The organism is Exiguobacterium sp. N5, from assembly GCF_025842465.1.
Taxonomy (GTDB): Bacteria; Bacillota; Bacilli; order Exiguobacteriales; family Exiguobacteriaceae; genus Exiguobacterium; species Exiguobacterium profundum.
Window position 1 is genome coordinate 382,200 of record NZ_JAPAEP010000001.1, and the last position, 20,895, is coordinate 403,094.

At 47.9% G+C, this 20,895-nt stretch carries 26 protein-coding genes; 23 read left to right on the forward strand and 3 right to left on the reverse strand.

Translation table 11 applies throughout. The features are described 5' to 3' along the window. The 6 genes from OKS35_RS01955 to OKS35_RS01980 all read left to right on the forward strand — a co-directional run bounded on the left by OKS35_RS01955 (position 1) and on the right by OKS35_RS01980 (position 3,426). A complete protein-coding gene (locus OKS35_RS01955) occupies positions 1 to 330 on the forward strand; it encodes a cytochrome C oxidase subunit IV family protein (RefSeq protein WP_031421543.1) in 330 nt (109 codons plus the stop codon). Positions 331 to 464: 134 nt separating this feature from the next. Then, positions 465 to 1,388, forward strand: coding sequence for a cytochrome c oxidase assembly protein (locus OKS35_RS01960; protein WP_159562043.1), 924 nt, complete (start codon positions 465 to 467; stop codon positions 1,386 to 1,388). Positions 1,389 to 1,412: 24 nt separating this feature from the next. Beyond that, positions 1,413 to 1,874 carry a DUF420 domain-containing protein gene (locus OKS35_RS01965; RefSeq protein ID WP_015881287.1) on the forward strand — a complete coding sequence of 154 codons (462 nt, stop codon included), beginning with the start codon at positions 1,413 to 1,415 and terminating at the stop codon, positions 1,872 to 1,874. Positions 1,875 to 1,895: 21 nt separating this feature from the next. Then, positions 1,896 to 2,510, forward strand: a complete 615-nt coding sequence (locus tag OKS35_RS01970; RefSeq protein ID WP_159562044.1) for an SCO family protein — start codon at positions 1,896 to 1,898, stop codon at positions 2,508 to 2,510. Positions 2,511 to 2,515: 5 nt separating this feature from the next. Beyond that, positions 2,516 to 2,788 (forward strand): hypothetical protein, encoded by a 273-nt coding sequence (locus OKS35_RS01975; protein ID WP_215244074.1) that lies wholly within the window; start codon positions 2,516 to 2,518, stop codon positions 2,786 to 2,788. A 146-nt stretch (positions 2,789 to 2,934) separates the two neighbouring features. Beyond that, positions 2,935 to 3,426: a cysteine hydrolase family protein gene (locus OKS35_RS01980; RefSeq protein WP_159562045.1), complete on the forward strand. Its 492-nt coding sequence runs from the start codon at positions 2,935 to 2,937 to the stop codon at positions 3,424 to 3,426. Between the two features lie 45 nt (positions 3,427 to 3,471). Here OKS35_RS01980 and OKS35_RS01985 read toward each other — a convergent pair whose 3' ends face one another. Both OKS35_RS01985 and OKS35_RS01990 read right to left on the reverse strand, forming a co-directional pair. Beyond that, the gene (locus OKS35_RS01985) at positions 3,472 to 3,834 is read right to left on the reverse strand and encodes a YugN family protein (RefSeq protein WP_015881291.1); all 363 of its coding nucleotides are present in this window, start codon (positions 3,832 to 3,834) and stop codon (positions 3,472 to 3,474) included. 104 nt (positions 3,835 to 3,938) lie between these two features. Next, entirely contained in the window at positions 3,939 to 4,694 is a 756-nt protein-coding gene (locus OKS35_RS01990) for an ATP-grasp domain-containing protein (RefSeq protein WP_074037944.1), read from the reverse strand. 132 nt (positions 4,695 to 4,826) lie between these two features. On the opposite strand from OKS35_RS01990, the gene OKS35_RS01995 reads away from it, so the two are divergent. From OKS35_RS01995 to OKS35_RS02015, 5 genes are read left to right on the forward strand one after another with little or no spacing between them, the layout of a single operon-like run. Further along, positions 4,827 to 5,276, forward strand: coding sequence for a YlbF family regulator (locus OKS35_RS01995; RefSeq protein ID WP_015881293.1), 450 nt, complete (start codon positions 4,827 to 4,829; stop codon positions 5,274 to 5,276). After that, positions 5,260 to 5,514, forward strand: coding sequence for a YlbG family protein (locus OKS35_RS02000; RefSeq protein ID WP_143406649.1), 255 nt, complete (start codon positions 5,260 to 5,262; stop codon positions 5,512 to 5,514). Before OKS35_RS01995 ends, OKS35_RS02000 begins: the two co-directional genes overlap by 17 nt. A gap of 52 nt (positions 5,515 to 5,566) precedes the next feature. Beyond that, entirely contained in the window at positions 5,567 to 6,130 is a 564-nt protein-coding gene (gene rsmD, locus OKS35_RS02005) for a 16S rRNA (guanine(966)-N(2))-methyltransferase RsmD (protein WP_214691092.1), read from the forward strand. A 4-nt stretch (positions 6,131 to 6,134) separates the two neighbouring features. Beyond that, positions 6,135 to 6,629 carry a pantetheine-phosphate adenylyltransferase gene (coaD, locus tag OKS35_RS02010; protein ID WP_264092373.1) on the forward strand — a complete coding sequence of 165 codons (495 nt, stop codon included), beginning with the start codon at positions 6,135 to 6,137 and terminating at the stop codon, positions 6,627 to 6,629. Continuing rightward, positions 6,626 to 7,618 carry a SepM family pheromone-processing serine protease gene (locus tag OKS35_RS02015; protein ID WP_214691091.1) on the forward strand — a complete coding sequence of 331 codons (993 nt, stop codon included), beginning with the start codon at positions 6,626 to 6,628 and terminating at the stop codon, positions 7,616 to 7,618. The genes coaD and OKS35_RS02015 overlap by 4 nt, the downstream gene beginning before the upstream one ends. Here OKS35_RS02015 and OKS35_RS02020 read toward each other — a convergent pair. Continuing rightward, positions 7,597 to 8,727 carry a nucleotidyltransferase family protein gene (locus OKS35_RS02020; RefSeq protein ID WP_074037342.1) on the reverse strand — a complete coding sequence of 377 codons (1,131 nt, stop codon included), beginning with the start codon at positions 8,725 to 8,727 and terminating at the stop codon, positions 7,597 to 7,599. The two genes, OKS35_RS02015 and OKS35_RS02020, sit on opposite strands and share 22 nt — an antisense overlap. 156 nt (positions 8,728 to 8,883) lie before the next feature. On the opposite strand from OKS35_RS02020, the gene OKS35_RS02025 reads away from it, so the two are divergent. The 12 genes from OKS35_RS02025 to murG all read left to right on the forward strand — a co-directional run bounded on the left by OKS35_RS02025 (position 8,884) and on the right by murG (position 20,893). Beyond that, positions 8,884 to 9,411: a YceD family protein gene (locus tag OKS35_RS02025; RefSeq protein WP_015881299.1), complete on the forward strand. Its 528-nt coding sequence runs from the start codon at positions 8,884 to 8,886 to the stop codon at positions 9,409 to 9,411. A 22-nt stretch (positions 9,412 to 9,433) separates the two neighbouring features. Beyond that, positions 9,434 to 9,607 (forward strand): 50S ribosomal protein L32, encoded by a 174-nt coding sequence (gene rpmF / locus OKS35_RS02030; protein WP_015881300.1) that lies wholly within the window; start codon positions 9,434 to 9,436, stop codon positions 9,605 to 9,607. A 119-nt stretch (positions 9,608 to 9,726) separates the two neighbouring features. Further along, entirely contained in the window at positions 9,727 to 10,566 is an 840-nt protein-coding gene (locus OKS35_RS02035; RefSeq protein ID WP_251125231.1) for a 2-dehydropantoate 2-reductase, read from the forward strand. After that, the gene (locus OKS35_RS02040) at positions 10,560 to 10,919 is read left to right on the forward strand and encodes a DUF3397 domain-containing protein (protein ID WP_015881302.1); all 360 of its coding nucleotides are present in this window, start codon (positions 10,560 to 10,562) and stop codon (positions 10,917 to 10,919) included. The genes OKS35_RS02035 and OKS35_RS02040 overlap by 7 nt, the downstream gene beginning before the upstream one ends. Positions 10,920 to 10,943: 24 nt before the next feature. Further along, positions 10,944 to 12,500, forward strand: a complete 1,557-nt coding sequence (gene bshC / locus OKS35_RS02045) for a bacillithiol biosynthesis cysteine-adding enzyme BshC (RefSeq protein WP_264092374.1) — start codon at positions 10,944 to 10,946, stop codon at positions 12,498 to 12,500. 159 nt (positions 12,501 to 12,659) lie between these two features. Then, positions 12,660 to 13,592 (forward strand): 16S rRNA (cytosine(1402)-N(4))-methyltransferase RsmH, encoded by a 933-nt coding sequence (rsmH, locus tag OKS35_RS02050; RefSeq protein ID WP_078146645.1) that lies wholly within the window; start codon positions 12,660 to 12,662, stop codon positions 13,590 to 13,592. Between the two features lie 24 nt (positions 13,593 to 13,616). Further along, on the forward strand, positions 13,617 to 13,979 hold the full coding sequence (gene ftsL, locus OKS35_RS02055) for a cell division protein FtsL (RefSeq protein ID WP_074037336.1): 363 nt from the start codon (positions 13,617 to 13,619) through the stop codon (positions 13,977 to 13,979). After that, positions 13,979 to 16,126, forward strand: coding sequence for a penicillin-binding protein (locus OKS35_RS02060; protein ID WP_214691088.1), 2,148 nt, complete (start codon positions 13,979 to 13,981; stop codon positions 16,124 to 16,126). The genes ftsL and OKS35_RS02060 overlap by 1 nt, the downstream gene beginning before the upstream one ends. A 57-nt stretch (positions 16,127 to 16,183) precedes the next feature. Beyond that, the gene (locus OKS35_RS02065; protein ID WP_264092375.1) at positions 16,184 to 17,488 is read left to right on the forward strand and encodes a UDP-N-acetylmuramoyl-tripeptide--D-alanyl-D-alanine ligase; all 1,305 of its coding nucleotides are present in this window, start codon (positions 16,184 to 16,186) and stop codon (positions 17,486 to 17,488) included. Positions 17,489 to 17,509: 21 nt separating this feature from the next. Then, positions 17,510 to 18,469: a phospho-N-acetylmuramoyl-pentapeptide-transferase gene (mraY, locus tag OKS35_RS02070; RefSeq protein WP_074037332.1), complete on the forward strand. Its 960-nt coding sequence runs from the start codon at positions 17,510 to 17,512 to the stop codon at positions 18,467 to 18,469. A 13-nt stretch (positions 18,470 to 18,482) separates the two neighbouring features. Continuing rightward, complete coding sequence (gene murD / locus OKS35_RS02075; RefSeq protein ID WP_264092376.1) at positions 18,483 to 19,820, forward strand: UDP-N-acetylmuramoyl-L-alanine--D-glutamate ligase; 1,338 nt, start codon at positions 18,483 to 18,485, stop codon at positions 19,818 to 19,820. Next, the gene (gene murG / locus OKS35_RS02080; RefSeq protein ID WP_214691085.1) at positions 19,817 to 20,893 is read left to right on the forward strand and encodes an undecaprenyldiphospho-muramoylpentapeptide beta-N-acetylglucosaminyltransferase; all 1,077 of its coding nucleotides are present in this window, start codon (positions 19,817 to 19,819) and stop codon (positions 20,891 to 20,893) included. The genes murD and murG overlap by 4 nt, the downstream gene beginning before the upstream one ends. Positions 20,894 to 20,895 lie beyond the last annotated feature (2 nt).

The following is a 20,895-nucleotide window of genomic DNA, read 5'->3' on the forward strand; positions in this document are numbered from 1 at the left end:
ATGGAAAAACGAGTAATGAACGAATCTCACAAGCAGTTAGAGCTTGAAGTAAAAGCAGAGTCGAAACGTGAGTATCAGCTTCAATTAATCAGTTTCGCGATGATGATTTTACTCACATTCGTGGCATTCGGCGCCGTCTATGCGGAATTGATGCCAGTGTGGGCAGCAGGTGGTTTTTTAATCATCTTGGCGGTCATCCAAGTCTTCCTACAGTTATATATCTTCATGCATATGAATAACCGTGGGAACACGTGGATCGTTGGCATGATGTGGCTAGGTATCTTTGTTGCCATCATCACGGTCGCTGCACTCCGCTTACTCATTTGGTAATTGTGACAAAGGATTGAACATCTGTGGAAACACGGATGATTCGGTCCTTTTTCCTTTACTTCAAAAATGAATGAATAGTAATCTTGAAGTGAACGGTTTCAAAGGTTAGGGAGAGAAAGAAAAGGGGTGAACGGATGCTCTGGAATACGTCGGAGCTGCTCAATCAATTTGATTGGCTCACGTTATGGAGTCCGCTGTTCGGATTGCTCATGGTCGGGATTTATGTGTTATATGCCGTCGTGACAGAGAGAATGGCGAAGCGAGGATATGCCTCGACCACGTTATTACAAAAGTTTAGTATGTTGTTTGCGATTGTCTTGTATTACATCGGTTTTGGAAGTCCAATCGATGTCATGGCACATATCATTTTATCGGTGCATATGTTCCAAATGGTGCTCGTCTATATTTTGGCACCGGCACTCGTCGTTTACGGTCTACCGTACTGGGTGTTTGAAAAAGTACTTAGCTTCAAATGGATTGGGCCGATGTTCAAGTTTTTGACGAAGCCACTGATCGCGCTCATTTTATTCAACGCATTGTTCTCGATTTACCATATGCCGGTCGTATTCGACTACGTCTTGACGAACTACGGCGTTCACCGTATTTTCCACGGTGCCCTTGTCGTCTTTAGTTTGACGATGTGGTATCCGGTCATCGTTCCACTCGTCTCAGACGAAGAGGAAGGCATGTCCGATTTGAAACGAATGGTGTACATTATCGCCAACGGGGTCTTACTGACACCTGCCTGTGCGCTCATCATCTTTAGTCAAACGACACTCTATAATGCATACACGGACCCACAGACGTTTGCGACGGTCCTTGGATACTGTCTCCCGAATGGTGACGTTTCCGGAATTGATTTAGAGGCGTTGATGGGAGCGACGAACAGTGCGCTCGAAGATCAACGTTTCGGTGGGGTCCTCATGAAACTCGGTCAAGAGATCGTGTACGGCTTCTTCTTCGGCTGGACGTTCTTCGGCTGGGTGCGTCGGACGAAGTCACTTGCTCTTGATGAAGGCATGTCATTCACTCCGCAAGAAACAAATGAAAAAAATTAAACAGAACATAAAGGGGAAACATTGATGAACTATCTTGCCTTAATTAGTGTGTCATTCATCGTCATCAGTGCGATTCTTGTCGCCATCGGATGGGTGATTATCGCAAAAGACCGCAGCAACATCGAAAAACATAAAAAGGTGATGACGGCCGCAGCGATTGCAGCGACGACGTTCTTCATCCTTTACGTCTCGCGTACCATTTTTGTCGGTAACACGGCATTTGGGGGACCGGATTCAGTGAAGCCGTTCTATCTTGGTTTTATGATTTTCCATATTCTTCTCGCAACCACAGGTGGTATCCTCGGATTGATTACGCTCTATCTCGGTTATAAAAACAAAATCGAGAAGCACCGGAAAATCGGTCCAAAAGCGTCAGTCGTCTGGTTCTTCACGGCCATTACGGGGGTGACGGTTTACATTCTTCTCTATGTGGCATATGACCCAGGTGAAACGACGAACGTATTCCGCGCGATAATCGGAGGATGATCCATAGAGAGGGAGAGCTGTATGAAACGGAATAGCTATTTGACGGTCGGTTTGACCGTCTTGACGCTTGTCGTCATCGGAGTAGCCGTGTATTTTGTTTTCTTCAATCAAGACGACCTACCCGTCATTCAAGAGCCAACCCCGTTCACATTAACGAACGCATTAAATGAAGAGACCTATAATTCCGACAACGGAAAAGTGAAGATTGTGACGTTCTTCTATACGAACTGTCCAGATATTTGTCCGCTCACGTTACGTGATTTTATGAAACTCGAAAAAGAATTGAAAAAAGAGAACTTATACGGCTCGGACGTAGAACTCGTCGCGATCACGGTTGACCCGGATGTGGATACCGTGCCCGTTCTGAAAAATTACGGGGAAGCATTCCAAGCAGAGCCGACTGGATGGAAGATGTTGACGGGAGACCAGGTAGACATTGACCGAATCACACGTCAGCTACAGTTCTATTATTCGAAGGCGAACAGCGGACTCGTGACGCATGCGACGACGATGTACGTCATCGACCGCCATCATGATGTCCGTGCTGTCGCGCAGATGGCGACGGCAGGGGATGAACCGGTCGATATCGAATCTATCATGGAGGACGTTAAAGTGCTCGCGAATGAAAAGGAGTGATCACCATGAACGATACGATGGCTGTGATTGGGAATGACTATTCATACGGAGACGTGACGATTGCGGAACGGGCGATTGAAGATTTGATCGCGTGTAGCGCAATCGAATTCGGCTTGAAAGAAGTGAAAGTCGTCTCTCGCTCGAAAGACCACTATGATTATCAAATCATTGCACCATTAACACTACTCGAGGCAGAGCGATTGTACCGCTATGTTCGAGACCAATTCGATTTATTGCTCGGTCAAGTCGATGTGACATTGACCGTCATTGCGGCATGATATAAGGGAGGACCCTTAAAGGGCCTCCTTTTTTATATGCTCGACGCTACGTTTCTTATGACTATATCTTCCAGAAGTGAACTTTGCTATACTAAATAGTGGAGTCGAACTAATGTTCGCTTTTTAGAAATGGAGGAGGACAAATTATGCAGAACCAAGCCTTAGTCGTTATTGACATTCAAAATGACATCACGAAAAATTACAAAGCAATCATCGACAACATCAATAAAGCGATTGATTGGGCGGTCGAAAAGAAGTTACATATCGTCTATATCCGTCATGAGAATTTATCAGCAGGGACGAGAACGTTCAAAACAGGAACGCGAGGAGCGGAATTAGCACCAGATTTGAAGCTCGCGTCCGACCACGTGTTCACAAAGTACAAGGGCAACGCCTTGACGAGCGAAGCGTTTGTGACGTTCATTGCCAAGCATCACATCGATACGTTTTATATCACTGGGGCTGATGCGACCGCCTGTGTGAAGTCGACTTGCTACAATCTGCGGAAATCTGACTATGCGGTTAGCGTCTTGTCGGATTGCATTACGAGCTACGATTTGAAAAAACTAGAAGATATGATTATGTATTATAAGAGTAAAGGTTGCGTGATCATCGAATCAAAGGACTTGTCGGCGTAAGTTGCCTAACAACGTTTAACTCGCCCATAAGAAAAACCCCTTCGCTTATGCAAGGGGTTTGACTTCTAATGTTTCTGCGAGTGCTTTTAGACGGCGCTCACAGTCGCGGACGATTTCTTCTGGGAAGACTTCATCGTATTCAACACCGTGTGGATAATAATGCTTTCCTAAAATCGGTGTAAGCATTTTGACAACAGCGTGACGATCTTCGATTTGACCTTCGATCGCGTATACAGGTAAGCGAAGATAGAATGTTTCGCCAGTCGATTGTTTCTCATATTTCATGTCATACGTGGCACGCTCGTAATCCCAAGCACCTTCACGGATGAAATGATGATGATCCATGATCGTCTCGAGCAAACCAAAACGGATTTCTTTTCCCTCGATGTGGAACTGCTCAAATTTCATCATAATCCCCCTTTTCGAATAAACCTCATATGTCATCATACCATATTCAAAAACGTTCTTGGAATAACGTGTGTTCAAATTGTGAAAAAAAGATGAACGATTAATCAGCCGAGTGAATTTAAGTATTCCTCGATTTTTTGAGGGAGTTTCACGCCAAGAGGTAGCAGTCCTTCTGATCCGAAAAAGACGTTGAATTCCAAAATGTAAAATCCTTCTTCCGTCACGATAACGTCAAACGCTGCGTGATTGATAGATAACGTGTTGGCAATCGATTGAACTTCTTTGATGACGTCTTCCGGGATGTCTTCGTACGAGAAGTTAGCCCCTTGAGCGACATTGTTTAAAAAAGCCTCGCTGACACGCCAATAGGCACCGACTACCTCTTCTCCAATCACGATGATGCGTAAGTCGCGATCATTCGGGATGAACTCTTGGACATAGAACGTATCATGATTCTCGACGTATTCTAACCAGTCTTGGTCATTTTTGATTAACCATACCCCTTGACCCATTGAGGATTTGGCTTTTTTGGCGACGAACGGGTAGTGGAATTCTTCCAACACGCGTTCAATCGTGTATGGGTTCTTTCCATAAATCAATGTCTTCGGAATCCGATGCGGATATGTCGCTTTAAAGGCGCGCGTCATCTCGATCTTGTCGTGCCCGAGGTGATAAGTCGCAGGTGATGGGAAGATTGCTTTATTCATCCCGTAGATGATGGAATTGACCATCCAATACTCAGGGAACAGGACGAGGTCGGCAGCGCGAACCTTATCGAGCTGATCGAAATAATATTCGGGTTTCGCATAATCCGTCTTGATACCGGCCGATCGGATCATATTAAAAGAAACTTTTTTCATACGTAGACGCATAGGTTGCGTCTGTTCACTTCCTTTCTACATGGAACGCCTTGCGGTCAACTTCAATTATAGTGTGGATTGCTTACATAGGGAAACAATTGTGGTAAAATCATGGCAGAAAGGGTGAGGGGTATGATAATCACTGAACAGACGATTGCCCTGCTCGATCAAACAGAAGAATTGACCGATTTGATTGAAGCAAGCGAATCGTTTCAAACATATATTCAAACGAAAGCGGCACGTCTCGCATCACAAGAAGCAAAGGAAATCGAGCGTGAGTTCTTGAAGATGAAAGAGGACTATGAGTATGTCCAGCGATTCGGAAAGCATCATCCGGACCACGACCGCATCAAAAAAGAGATGCATCTCATCAAACGTCGTCTCGATGTTCAGCCGGAAATCGCTGCGTTCAAAAAAGCGGAACGAAGCTTGGATAAGTTGTTAGGGGAAGTGAGTGAACTATTGGCTCATTCAGTCTCTCCTAAAATCAAGGTCCCGACCGGTAATCCATTCTTTGATGAAGGTGGATGTTCTGGTGGAGGTAGCTGCGGAGGAGGCGGAAGTTGTGGATGCGCCGTCTAAGTTGAATGAACGGATTGGCTTCGTCGTATACGTGAATTCCTTAAAACAAGTGAAAGCGTTAAGACGTTATGCGAATCTTTACTTTGTCTCAAAACGAGAAAAGTATGCGTTTCTTTATACTGACCTCGAAGGTCATGAAGCCGTACTCGAACAAGTGAAAGCATTGCCGTTTGTGGAAGCGGTCGTTCGAAGCGAACGCCCATTCATTTCCGAAACGTACGAGACAAAATCGAAATAAACAAAAAGATGAAGGTGGCATCACCTTCATCTTTTCTGCTGGAGGGAAAGACATGCGTGTCATATCTGGAGAACGAAAAGGGACCCGTTTAAAAGCGGTCCCAGGAACGGCGACACGGCCGACGACCGATAAAGTGAAGGAATCGTTATTCAACATTATCGGACCTTATTTTTCAGGCGGGAAAGCACTAGACCTTTACGCGGGCAGCGGTGGGCTCGGAATCGAGGCGTTATCACGAGGTTGTGACGAAGCTATTTTTGTCGATCGTCAACCGAAAGCCGTCCAAACGATTCAAGAGAACTTGCGAGCGACCCATTATGAAGTAAAAGGGAGAGTATATCGTCAAGACGCCAAGGCGGTACTCGAACAACTCAAGGTTCAACAGGAACAATTCAAGCTCATCTTTATGGATCCTCCTTATCATGCGGAAGAACACGTGGCGTTCTTACAGCTGATCGATGAATCAGATTTGTTGATCGATATCGGCGTAATCGTCTGTGAACACGGTAGTGACGTGACATTACCGGAGCGGGTGGGACGATTTGAACGAATTAAAGAACAGCGATACTCAGATGTCATCACCATCAGTTTCTATGAGTACGCATCGGAGGAGTGACACGATGAAACGGATTGCGATTTGTCCGGGTAGCTTTGACCCAATCACAAACGGACATCTAGATATTATTGAACGAGCGGCGGCCATTTTTGACGAAGTCATCGTGGCTGTCCTTGAAAATTCAAGCAAAGCCCCATTATTTGATGTGGAGGAAAGACTTGGACTGATTCGAGATGTGACGACACATCTGCCAAACGTGTCGGCTGACGCGTTCGGGGGATTGCTTGTCGAGTATGCCGCAGAGCGGGAAGCGGCGACGATCATCCGTGGGCTCCGTGCAGTCTCAGATTTCGAATACGAGCTTCAAATCGCATCAATTAACAAAAAGTTGAATGAGAACGTCGAGACGTTGTTCATGATGACGAATAGTCAATATTCGTTCCTCAGCTCGTCGATTGTCAAAGAAGTGGCGAAATATGGTGCATCGGTCAGTGAACTCGTACCGGAACAGGTTGAAATTGCCTTGCGTAAAAAGTATCAAGTGAGTTCGGGACAATGAAATCGTTAAAAATCGGTCTCGGTCTACTCGTTACAGTGCTTCTCTTCCTGTTCGTCCCACTTCCTTACTATATCTCTTCACCCGGAGCAGCGACCTCAATTGAAGAGTTCCTGACCGTCCAAGGTGGCGAAAAAGAGGATGGGGAACTGATGATGGTGACAATCTCCCAACGCCGTGCGACTCCGTTTTGGTTAGTTGAAAGTTGGGTGACCCCGTTCACGGAAGCGAATTTATCCAGTCGCTATTTATACGATGGGGAGAATGAGGCAGACTATGAACGTCGCCAACAATTATTGATGGACTCTTCTCAACAAGCAGCAATCCAATACGCCTATCAATTAGCAGCTCAAGACGTGACGGTTGATTTCGAGGGAATTTATGTATCTGCTCCGATTCCTGGGTCCCTTGCGGCCAATGTGTTGAAGCCGGGTGATGTCATCACGGCCATCGATGGGATGTCCTTTGCCACTCGCGTCGACTTTTTGAATCGCATATCGGAATTTGAGGCGGGCGATGAAGTGGAGTTGACGATTGAACGAGACGGCGAAGAACGTGTCGTGCAAACGCTCATTCAGCCGATCGATCAAAGCGGGGATCGTGTCGGAATTGGAATCTATGAACCACTTCCCGTTCAAGAAATCACGGCTGATCCTGAAGTCGATGTCGCTTTGACGAATGTCGGCGGTCCATCTGCAGGATTGATGTTCACGTTAGAAATTTATGATCAATTGACGCCAGGTGACTTGGCAAATGGAAAACGGATTGCCGGAACCGGAACGGTCGATGAGGAAGGGAATGTCGGACCTATCGGAGGTGCATGGCAGAAAATTGTCGCCGCCGACGAGGAAAGAGCGGAAGTCTTCTTTGTGCCGGCCGGTTCAAATTATGAAGAGGCGCTGGAATCACGAGACCGCCTAAACAGTGACATTGAAGTCGTCCCTGTAAAGACGGTCGAGGATGCGATTCGTTATTTAGAAGAGATGAACTGAGGGCGTTGCCGGTGCTCGATCAATGCATCATCTTGAAGCGGGAGTCGATATGCTTCGGTGACACGAGCTTCAAAATCGAGCCGGGCATCGAACTTACTGACGAGTTGCACGTCTTCCTTCACATCTCGTAACGCATGTCGTCCGAGATCGTTGAAGGCGAGCGGTCTCACGTAAGGGACTTCATCAAAGCGTGTCGGTGCCTCGACTTTTAACCAGTGAAGCAGTACGGCGACGAACGCCCGCTGAATGGCGGTACGCGTGTAGCGACGTGTCGACACGACAGCAAGTGCACGTTCGAATGAAGGCTCGACTCCCGCCTGCTTAAGACGAGGTGCGAGAGAAGCATCAATTCCTACGAGCTCCGTCAATGTGTGGAGTGGCAAGGTTCTCAGTTTGAATTGTAAGACGGGCCAATAGTGTTCCCAATGTGTCATCGGTTGTGTCCGAAACATCGCTTCAGTCGATGCCGGAACGGCACGAACTTCACCGGTGTCTAGGTAATGAGCCCGAATACCCGTTGCCGACATGACGTCCATTAATGAAGGATCATGATAATCAGCCCCGAGCCGTTTGACTGTATGTAACTGAATCATCTTTGCTGCTTTGGCGTAATGATAGCCCAAAATGTTGTTTGGTCGCGTCAAATCAAATGAGGGATAAACGGTCCGGAAAGCTCGACTCGAAGCTTGAGCGGACGAGTGTCCTTCATGTAATGCTTCTTGAAGCGCCTCTTTGTAACGTGACGTCTCTTCGACATGTGAACGGGCTGCATGGAGGATTGCATCTATATCCCCGCTCTCACTCCCGAACGATAGCGTCTGGCAACGGAGCTGTTCAGCAATCGAGACGGAGGCTTTAGCGAAACGGTCGGCGCGTTGGACCCCGTATTGGGTCGGTAGCTCGATGACAAGATCGATCGCACCGCTCTCGACGGCAGCCTTAGCCCGTTTCCACTTGTCGAACGAGGCGGGTTCGCCCCGTTGAGTGAACTGGGCACTCATGATGGCAATCATGACATCAGCTCCGGTTTCGTGACGTGCAGTTTGCGCTTGATAATAGTGCCCGTTGTGAAACGGGTTGTACTCTGCAATAATGGCCGTCTTTTGCATGATTTACTCCTTTGCATTGTCGTATGGATTGGTGTAAGATGAGTAAGTACGCTTTGGCAAAGCGCCGTCGTCAACTGATTTTAGTGTAAAGAAAAAACATTGACAAAACAAGTTGGCCTATCTATAATTCATATTGTTGCAATTGAGGTGATTCGGATGAAATGGTCTATTGCACAGCTACTTAAGCTCCGAAACCAGGGTGACGGTTTTACAATCGATGAGATGGTAGAACTACCAGAGCTGACTCAGCTCCATCCGGATATCCGTTCGATTCGCCCGGTGCATGTGCACGGGGATGCATCGTTCACATCTAATCAAGTTACATTCAATCTGAAGATTCAAGGTGACCTGACGTTGCCAGATGCGCGAACGTTAGAAGATGTCACTTATGAATTCGATATTGAATCGCTCGAGCCTTTCTTTTTGGAGAATGGGCGTTATACGGAGCAATTCGATGACGTGAATTTGCCAGAAGGAAATACAATCAGTCTTGTACCGATTGTAAAAGAGCTCATCATGTTAGACGTCCCGATGCAAGTTTATGGGAACGAAACAGACAAAACTCAGGTTGAAGGAGAAGGCTGGACGCTCACTGACGAACAGCCCGAAGCCCAACCAAAAATTGACCCGCGTTTCGCGGGACTAGCCGACCTGTTCTCGAAAAAAGAGAACGAGGAAGGTTAACTTATCAAGGAGGTGGACAACGATGGCAGTACCATTCCGTAGAACGTCGAAAACTCGCAAACGTCTTCGTCGTACTCACTTCAAACTCAACGTACCTGGTATGAACGAGTGCCCGAACTGTGGCGAAATGAAACTTTCACACCGTGTTTGCAAATCTTGCGGACATTACAACGGTAAAGAAGTAACAAGCAAATAATGCTTGAAGGAGTGACCTGTTCTCAGGTTACTCCTTTTTTGTTTGTCATTTTTGGGTCATGGTGAAAAGATGTGGTAAACTTTTTGTGCGAAAATAGTTCGAATAGGAGGAGGGCCATGATGAACTCCATCAAACGAATTGGTATCATCGGAAACGGAGCGGTCGGATTATTGTTGGCATCTGTGCTCGCAGACGATTACGACGTGACGCTCTATGGAAGGATCGGGTCATCTGATCCACTTTTCATCACACGTATCGGTGTGACGGAAGGGACGGCACGTGTGTCGTTACGGTCAAGTCAGACGCTTCAGGAAACGGACGAGGATCTTTTTTTTGTCACGACGAAAGCCCATCAAGTCGAGGAAGCGACGGCCCGACTCTCGGGTAAGGTGCCCGTCTTTATTTGTTCGAATGGGATTGCCCATCTGGAATATGCGAAACGTCGAGGGTTTCATTTAGGTGTCGTCGAGCATGGGGTGACGAAGCGTGGTCATGAGGTTGAGCATCGTGGACTCGGACGGATTCGAATTGGAAGTACGTCGGGGCTCCATCCTCTATCATTTCAAGAGAGCCCACTTCACATCGTGTGGGAAGAAGATATTGAACAAGTCGTCATTGAAAAATTGTTTGCTAATGCCATCATCAATCCCATCACGGCATTATGCCGGGTCCCGAATGGAGCCCTCGCCGGCTCACCATATCGTGAAATCGCACAATCGATTTACGATGAGTTGGTGCCTTTGTTTGCGCAGCAAGTCTCATTTACCTACATCGAGACGATTATCGAACGTACCGCACAGAATCGCTCCTCGATGTTGCGCGATCTTGAAGAAGGTCGGCCGACAGAGGTGGATGCGATTTTGAAACCGGTGATTGAGAAAGCCGAACAGATGCAGATTTCTCTCACTGTCATTCCGCTATTACATAAACTGATTCTAGGAGCGAGCGCATCGTGTTAGTGTATATCGTTTCATTTCCACTCATCTTATGGTTTATGGTGTATATGATACTTAGAAAAATTATGCCGAAATCAATCAACTCATTCAAACTCGCATGCGATGCCGGGGTCATCCTTTGGTTTTACGCTTGCAGTATTTTACTTGAGGCCATCGTCGGGACAGATATGTTGCTATTATTGCTCGCAGCCTGCTGTGCGATTTTCCCCATCAACGCGATTTGGCAGCGGATTCGTTATGAGGAAGTGTTGTTCACGAAGATGTTCGTCCATGGTTGGCGGTTACTCTTCTTGCTACTTGTTCCGACCCACGCCATTTTATTCGCAATCGGTGTAGCCCAAGGCATGATTCGTTGATTGATTGAAAGGAAGTTGTTATACGTGAAGGTAGAAGCATTTGATGCTCTATATGCATCCACATCACCGATGATTCAAATCGATCATGAATATGGTCGCTGGCTCGATTATCGAGGGATGGATGAAATCGAAAAACGTGCCGAGGAGGTCTCAGGGCGCACCTATGAGCATCTGTCGGAGCTCGTCGAGATAATAAAGGGACAACAAGAACAGTTCGGGGAACTTTCGGAAGAGTTGGAAGCGAATCTGGAGTTACTCGCTCAGCGAAAAGCGTACGTGATGGTGACGGGGCAACAGGTCGGCGTATATGGAGGACCTTTGTTTGCCGTATACAAACTGTTAGCGGTCATCAAACGGGCGAAACAGGCTGAAGCGAAATTAGGGAAACCGGTCCTTCCTGTCTTCTGGATGGCGACGGAAGATCATGACTTTGCTGAAATCAACCATGTCTTCACGACACAGGCGTTTTCGAGGACGTTGAAAAAAGATGCCTTGTCATCGTTACCGCTTGCAGGAAAAGCATCGATAGGGGACTTAGAGTTCGAACGGGTCAAGCTCGAACTTGTTCAAATGGCGCAACGTCTTCTACTGAACGAAACAGAGACACCGTATACTTCACATTTGTATCATGAGCTGATTGACCTCATTCAAGTGAGTCGTTCGTTCGCTCACTTTTTCGGTGGAATGATGCGGCGATTCGTCGGATCTGACTTTTTATTGTTTGACCCGCACGCGAAAGACGTACGGGCTCTCGAACGACCGATGTTCCGAAGTCTCATCGAGCATCATGACAAGCTCCATGAAGCGCTCGGTCATGCGTATGAAGAAGGGATGCCATCGGTCGACTTGAACAGAGACGCGGCCCATCTGTTTTATCACGATGGGACACGAGAGCTGCTCACGAAGGTCGATGGGGTGTTCACGACAAAGCGAGGACATCGCTTCACTGAAGACGAACTGCTCACAGAGATAGAGGCGCATCCGGAACGTTTCTCAAATAACGTGGTCTCCCGTCCGCTCATGCAGGATTTCCTGTTCCCGATTGTTGGGTATGTGGCAGGTCCCGGTGAAATTGCCTACTGGCTCCAGCTTCGACCGCTCTTCCACGAGATGAGATGGAAGATGCCGCTTCTCTTGCCACGTCTTGGTGGGTTGATCGTGTCAAGAAATGATGAGAAGAAGCTTCGTCAAGAAAGCGTGACATTGGAGCAGTATATGAAGCGACCGCTCCCGGATCATGCATTTGACGATGAAGCGTTTGAAGAAAAGCTATATGCGTATCGGACGCTCACAGAGGCCGTCAGTCATGAGGCAGGGAAACAAGGAAGACGATTTGAGGCGAAGTCGAGACATGTGCTCGAGCGATTGGCGGATGAGATGCGTGCTGAATCGAAGCGAGAACAATATCGCTTGAATGCACGAAGGATTCATCTGTCGACCCGGCTGTTCCCGATGGATGCCCCTCAAGAGCGCATCATCTCGATGGTTCCGATATTAAATCGTCACGGACTAGACGTGTTCAAACGATTGAAACAGGTTTATGAACAATCTGATACGGAGCGATGTTTGTTCTATGTATAATCTTTTTTTTGAGAGCTCTTGACATTTGTCGAGAGCTTTTTTTCGTTGTTACCTTTTTGTTTCCTCTTTTCACTAAAAACCTGTACGGACCTTGACATTTTTATGATAAAGTAAGTGTAATAAAACAGTTGAAATATGTAGGTTGAGAGGGTTTTTTGAATGTTTGAGCATGAAACGGTTTTAAAAATGGAGTCCATTGAGGGATTGAACATCAAACCAGATGGGGTATATGTCGATTGTACGTTAGGTGGAGCGGGTCATAGTGAAGAAATCGCAAAGCGTCTAACGACGGGTCAACTATATGCGTTCGACCAAGATGACGTCGCGCTCGCACATGCGAAAGAGCGATTGGCTCCTTATGAAGGCCGTGTGACGTTTATAAAGAGCAATTTCGTTCACTTGAAGGAAGAACTCGCCCAACGTGGTGTGACAAAAGTGGACGGTGTACTATTCGACCTAGGCGTTTCTTCGCCACAGCTAGATGAGGCGGAGCGCGGGTTCAGTTACAACTATGACGCACCGCTCGATATGAGAATGGACCGGTCACGGGACTTTTCAGCCTATCATGTTGTGAACGAATGGTCATTCGGAGAACTTGCTCGTATTTTCTTTACATACGGGGAGGAAAAGTTTTCAAAGCAAATCGCACGAAAGATTGAGCAAGCCCGTGCCGATAAACCGATTGAGACGACATTCGAGCTTGTCGACTTGATTAAAGAAGCGATTCCTGCACCAGCTAGACGAAAAGGCGGACACCCGGCGAAGCGGACGTTCCAAGCGATTCGAATCGCCGTCAATGACGAGTTGAACGTATTCGACCGCGCTGTTCAAGATGCGATTGATTTACTTGCATTGAATGGACGCATCTGTGTCATCACGTTCCATTCGTTAGAAGACCGCATTTGTAAACAAGTGTTCAAAGAGCGAAGCCAGCATCCACCATTACCACCGGGGTTGCCGGTCATTCCGAAAGAATTTGAACCGGAACTCAAACTCATCACGCGTAAGCCGATCGTGGCGAGTGAGGGAGAACTTGAAGATAACCGTCGTTCACGCTCTGCTAAGTTGAGAGTGGCCGAAAAACAAAAATAACCGAGAGTGTAGGAGGGATACCTGATGCCAGAAGCTGCCCGTAAGGCGTTGCAGCCTCAAGTAACACCGAATCGAAATCCGATTCCGCAAGAACGACCAATACCTGCTCCAAAACGACGCACGTTGACCTTGTTTGAATCGATCCTGTATCCAGTGATGATTGGTTCAGTGGTCATGTTCGGTGGCATCACGGTGTCGAAGCACAATGAAGCGTATAATATTATGCGTGATACAGCAACCGTCAATCAGCAGGTCGACGGGGTTGCAAAAGAAAACGAAGAACTAAAGTATGAAATCGCCCAATTAAGCTCGCCCGAAAGAATTTATGCGATTGCCGAGAAGCTCGGAATGAAATTCAATGAAAAGAATGTCAAGGTGATTGATTGATGAATTCTTTAAAACAGAGTAAAAAAAGAGTGGCGTGGGTAGCGATTGTCTGCTTCACCCCGCTCTTTTTATTTTTTGTCGGATGGTTCCTTTATTTATCCGTCACCCATACGTACAAAGGGGAGAACATGCTCGCATTCGCGGAAGAGCAACGGTGGAAAGCGGTCAGTACGTTAGAAGCGGAACGGGGCGAGGTGTATGATCGCTTCGGTCAACCGATTGCCATCAACATTCCATCATACCGGCTCGTTGCCGTTTTGAAACTCGGTGGTGAGCGGGTCAAAGGGAAGACGCTTATGCCTGATGAGTTCGCCGAAGCGGCGAAGCAATTGTCGACCGTGCTGCCTATGACAGAAGCCGATTTATTGAAACGGCTTGAACAAAATGCCGACCTTGGACAGATCGAGTTCGGTGTTCCCGGTCGTGACTTGACCGTAGAACAAAAAGAAGAGATCGAAGCATTCGACCTAAACGGCATCACGTTTGTCGAGGAACCGAAGCGCTATTACCCGAACAAAGTATTTGCTTCCTCGGTAATCGGATATGCCCAAAAAATTGACCAGAACGGTCGTATCGAACTCGTCGGTGAATTAGGGATTGAAAAGTCTCTGAATGATATTTTAAGTGAATCGTACGGTCTGTATCGATTTGAGAAAGATTTGGCAGGTCGTGAACTCATATCGAGTGACGAGCAGTTGAAGATTGAACCGGAAGACGGGGCGGACGTTCAATTGACAATCGACCACAGAATCCAACAGTTGCTCGAAACGAAGATGAATGAGTTGTATGAGGAGTATGAGCCGAAACATGCGACGGCCATCATCATGGACCCGAAAACGGGAGAGATCATCGCACTATCGGACCGACCATCGTTTGATCCGAACACACGCGAGATTTCTTCGTACAGTAACTTCTCTGTTTCGTCTCGATTCGAACCTGGATCGACGATGAAGATCTTTACGCTCGCGGCAGCCATCAACGAAGGCGTGTACAATCCGAATGAGCTGTATGAATCCGGTTCATACAAATATGGCAAGACGGTCTTCAATGATTACAACATTACGGGATGGGGTACCATTCCTATGGTAGAAGGCGTCTGGCATTCGTCGAACGTCGCATTCTCGATTTTAGCGAACGAACGACTTGGTCTCAGTCGATATGAAGATTACTTTAAAGCTTTCAAGTTTGATCAGCGGACAGGAATCGATTTGCCTGGAGAGGTCAATAGTCAATTCGATTTCGAAAGTCCGATGAACGTCTTGATTACGGCATGGGGACAATCGACAGCGGTGACACCGATGCAAATTTTGCAAGCGACATCGGCCATCGCAACGGATGGGACGATGAAGCAACCGCACCTCATCAAGAAAATCGTCAACAGCGAGACCGGCGAAACCATTCGGACGACCAATCCGAAAGAAGTCGGTCAACCGATCACGGCGGAGACAGCCAAAAAGACACGTGAAGCGCTAGACGGTGTCGTCAATAGCGATGTGGGAACCGGGCAACTGTATGCGTTAGACAACTATCGCGTCGTCGGAAAGACCGGTACCGCTCAAATCGCCGAGAACGGAAAATATTTGAGTGGACAGTATATTCACTCGTTCGTCGGGATGGCTCCGGAAGACGATCCGGAACTTGTGATGTATATCGCGGTGGACAGACCGAACAGTGACTCGTCTACGACCGGGCCACGAATCATGGCGCCACTTTTCAAAGACGTGATGGATGTCGCATTACGTTACCGGAGTGTCGAGCCTGAAAAACAAGAAAAAGCAGTCGAAGCCTCGACGAAGACAACGTCTTCGTATATCGGTCAAAACCGTGAAGAGGCAGTGAACGCATCGACGGAGAATTCCTTCAATCCGATCGTGTTAGGTGATGGAGACGAAGTGATTGCGCAGAGTCCTGTGAAAGGACAATCTTATGTCGTCGGTGAACGATTGTTGCTAAAAACGAGCGAGTCGTTTACGATGCCTACATTAAAAGGTTGGTCGTTGCGTGACGTAAAACGTTTAGCGACCCTTTATCAATTAAATTTAGAAATCGACGGTACCGGATTTGTCACATCGCAATCGATTGGCAAAGGGAAACCGGTCAAAACAGGTGCCTCCTTGAAAGTGAAATTGGAGACCCCGTCGAATTAACGCACGAGATGAAGAGGGCTGCGGCTCTCTTTTCCTATGTAAGAGGAGGAAGTTTGTATGGAACAACTGACAGTTCAAAAATTGGCATCATGGTTTGGCATGGATCTAAATGACGAACGTCTCGTCGAACGGGTCGCCACAGATTCAAGAGATGCAAACGAGGCGGGTCTCTTCGTCCCAATCGTTGGGGCGCGAGTCGACGGTCATGATTACATCGAGGCGGCCGTTGAAAAGGGTGCGATTGTCACGTTCTGGGAAGAAGGTCGTCCTCAACCAGACAACCTGGTTGTCATCCCTGTGAAATCGACGATTGAGGCATTGCAAACGGCAGCGGCGCGATATTTAGAAGAAATCAATCCGCTCGTCGTCGCCATTACAGGCTCGAATGGGAAGACGTCGACAAAAGACATGGTCGCTGTCGTGCTCGAGGAGAAGTTCAAGACGCATAAGACGGCCGGTAACTTCAACTCGGACGTCGGCTTGCCGCTTACCGTTCTCAGAATGCCACGGGATACGGAAGTAGCCGTCCTAGAGATGGGAATGAACGGATTCGGTCAAATCGAGACGCTGTCAAAACTCGCCAAGCCTGATGTGGCGTTTGTGACGAATATCGGGGAGTCCCACGGTGAACAAGTCGGCGGACGGACAGGTATCGCCAAGGCGAAACTTGAGATCAAGGCCGGTCTCAAAGCAGACGGTCGCTTGATCGTCGATGCGGATGAGCCACTTCTTTCCGGTCAAGGCTATCGCGTCGGATACGATGAAACGGCGGATGGGAAAATTGAAGTGATCGAAACGACATTTGACGCATCGATCTTTAAATACAACGGTGACTTGTATGAACTAAAGGTGCTCGGTGCCCATCAGATTCGAAACGCAGCCTATGCAATCGCGTGTGGACTTGCGTTCGGTCTCGATCATGCGATGATTCAACGTGGCCTAGACCGAATCAAGTTGACATCGATGCGGATGGAAAAACAGATGTTCGGCGAAGCTCACCTCATTAACGATGCCTACAACGCAAGTCCGACGTCGATGATTGCAGCGATTGAGACGGTCAAGTCGCTTGAAGGATTCTCGAAGCGTGTGCTCGTCCTTGGAGATATGTACGAGTTAGGAATGGATGAACAACTGCAACACGAACAAGTCGGTGGCGCGGTGACATCTCCCGTGACCGATTGTATTCTCGTCGGAGACAAGGCAAAATGGATCGCGGATGGGATTCAAGATTCACGAGTGAGCGTTAAAATGGTCCCGACGGTTGAGGAAGCGAAGGCGCTCCTTCATCATTATCAACGACCGGATACTGTGGTATTGTTAAAGGCATCTCGAGGACTGGCGCTTGAGCGTCTTGTTCAATAAATAGAGTAGTGAGGTAGCAACATGTTAATTAGTTTAATCGTATTAATCAGTTCATTATTAAGTGTCTTGATCGTGATGCCGCGAGCCATCCCAGCATTGCGTCAATTAAAGTTCGGACAAGAGATTCGTGATGAAGGTCCAGGTTGGCACCAGAAGAAGTCAGGTACACCGACGATGGGTGGGATCGTCATCCTGCTCGCCATCCTTGTCGGATTCATCGTATCCGTCATTTTTGGCGAAGCGGTCGCTGGATTCGGGTCTCTTCTATTCGTTACGATGGCATTTGGTGTCATCGGTTTCTTAGATGACTACATCAAAGTCGTCAACAAACGAAACCTCGGATTGACGTCCCTTCAGAAGTTGATTGGTCAAATCGTGGTATCGGTATTGTTTGCATGGTTCTTGTCACTCGGGGGAGACCTCGATACATCGATCTCGATTCCATTCACGTCGATTTCATTCGATACAGGATGGTTCTATATCGCCATCGTCATCTTCTGGCTCGTTGGATTCTCAAACGCCGTCAACTTGACAGATGGATTAGACGGACTCGTCTCCTTCTCGGCCATCCCGACGTTCACATTCTTTGGGATTTACGCCCTTACACAAGATGAACTTGGGATTGCTTGGTTCGCGTTTGCAGTCGTCGGTGCCTTGATCGGGTTCCTAGTCTTCAATAAGTATCCGGCTAAAATCTTCATGGGTGACACCGGTTCGCTCGCACTAGGCGGAGCCGTCGCTGGACTCGCTTTGATGTTGAAGCTCGAATTGCTTCTCGTCTTTGTCGGAATCATTTTCGTCATCGAGACATTGAGCGTCATCTTGCAAGTCATCTCGTTTAAAACGACGGGGAAACGACTCTTCAAGATGAGTCCGATCCATCACCACTTCGAAATGGTCGGGTGGTCAGAATGGCGCATCGTACTCACGTTCGGAGGCATCAGTTTAATTACAGCAGGTTTATCATTACTACTCATGTAAAAGGGTGAGACAGATGGAAAAGCAATGGCACGGTAAAAAAGTTCTTGTCCTCGGTGCTGCGAAGAGCGGCATTGCAGCGGCGACATATCTGCATCATGCAGGAGCAGATGTGACGATCAATACGGGGAATATCCCTCCGGAAGACGAACAGGAAAAAATTCAGGCGCTTGGGATTCAATCGGTATTTAACGAACATCCCCTCGCTCTGTTGAATGAGACAGAGTTGATTGTCAAAAATCCAGGCATCCCGTATCAGATTCCATTGCTTCAAGAAGCGATGTCTCGAAACATCCCAATCTATACCGAAGTGGAACTTGCTTATTTGGCAACGGAGGCGGAATTTGTTGCCATCACCGGCTCAAATGGGAAAACGACGACCACGACACTCGTCTATGAATTGCTCAAAGGTGGGGAACGTCCGGTGCATCTTGCGGGAAACATCGGATTCCCGGCGATTGAAGTGGCATCTCAGGCGAAGATGGGCGATTTGATTGTGATTGAATTGTCGAGTTTTCAATTGATGGGGATTGAGTCATTCCATCCCCGCTCGGCGGCACTACTCAATCTATCGGAAGCCCATCTGGACTATCATGGGGATTTTGATGCGTATGCGGATGCAAAAGGAAACCTGTTCCGTCAAATGACGAATGCAGACCAAATCGTCGTGAAAGTGACGGATCCGGAAGTGATGAAACGCGTCCCGGGAGAGATTGAACCAACTACGTTCAGCTTTGACCGTGGTGTTGCTTCTGTCGTCGATGGATGGGTCACAGTTCGTGGTGAAAAAATCATGCAAGTAAATGAGTTGGCACTAGGTGGGGCGCACAACGTGGAAAATGTATTGGCTGCACTACTCTTAGTGGAACCATTTGCTATTCCACGTACGCATATCGAACGTGTGTTACGAAACTTCGGTGGCGTCGCGCATCGGACCGAGAGTCTCGGTGATGTGCTTGGACGTGCTGTTTACAATGATTCGAAAGCGACGAACAACGTAGCAGCGGAAGCGGCGTTACGGGGGTTTGACGCCCCAATCGTTTGGCTTTGTGGTGGTCTCGAACGCGGTGCGGACTTATCTTCGCTCGCCTCTGCTCTCTCAAAAGTAAAAACTGTCGTCGCGTATGGTGAGACGGCTGAACGATTTAAAGAGCTCGGCGAGTCCCAACAGATTCCATCATTCACGGTCGAGACGTTGGCAGACGCCGTTCCGCTCGCGTTTGAGAAATCCGAGACGGGAGACGTCATCTTACTCTCACCCGCCTGTGCTAGCTGGGATCAATTTAAAACGTTTGAAGAACGAGGCGAGCAGTTCGTTCAACTCGTCCGTTCATATGAGGAGGCGAACCGATGAAAATCATGATTTCTGGTGGTGGTACCGGTGGTCATATTTATCCGGCACTCGCATTGATTGAAACGCTACAAAAACGTCACCCGGATTTACAGGTACAATACATTGGAACGGAGAATGGATTAGAAGCCGATCTCGTACCGCGAGCCGGTGTCCCGTTCAAGTCGATTCAAATCGCAGGTCTGAAGCGTTCGCTTTCACTCGAGAATCTGAAGACCGCCTACTGGTTTTTGAAAGCCGTTCGGGCATTGAAGAAAGACATGGCGGCGTTTAAGCCGGACGTCGTGATTGGCACGGGTGGTTTCGTATCCGGTCCCGTCGTTTATACGGCACAACAGCTTGGGATTCCCACGATTCTGCATGAACAAAACAGTATCCCGGGATTAACAAACAAATTCTTATCGAAGAAAGCCGATCGGGTCGCCCTCTCGTTCAAAGGATCGGATGTCCATTTTCCGGGCGCGAACGTTCGCTTGATTGGAAACCCGCGTGGTAGCGAAGTATTGCAGACGGAAGTCGATGAGGCGTCTATCCGCGAACAGTATCGTTTAGATGACCGTCCGATTGTCTTGGTTTATGGTGGAAGCCGCGGAGCCGAGGCCATTAACCGAGCGGTCGTGGAAGCAATCCCAGCGCTCTCAGAATTGCCGATCAACGTCCTTTACGTCACAGGGAAAGTGCATTTCGATGCGGTGTCGAAACAGGCACCATCCTCTGACAATGTACACATTCATCCGTACGTGTACGATATGCCATCTCTACTCGCTTGTACGTCACTCGTCATCTCACGAGCTGGCGCTTCAACGATTTCAGAATTGACCGCACTTGGCTTACCGAGCATTTTGGTCCCAAGTCCGTACGTGACAGCTGACCATCAAACGAAAAATGCTTCGGCCCTCGTCGAGAACGGGGCGGCCCTCCTTGTCAAAGAAGAAGCATTGACGGGTGTTTCGCTCGTAGAGACGATTCGTCAAGCACTCGAACAGCGTGAAGAGATGGCGAACGCATCGCGTGCGCTCGGTTTCCCGAACGCGTCAGATGCATTGGCCGACCTGGTAGAAGAAGTCATTCAATAAAG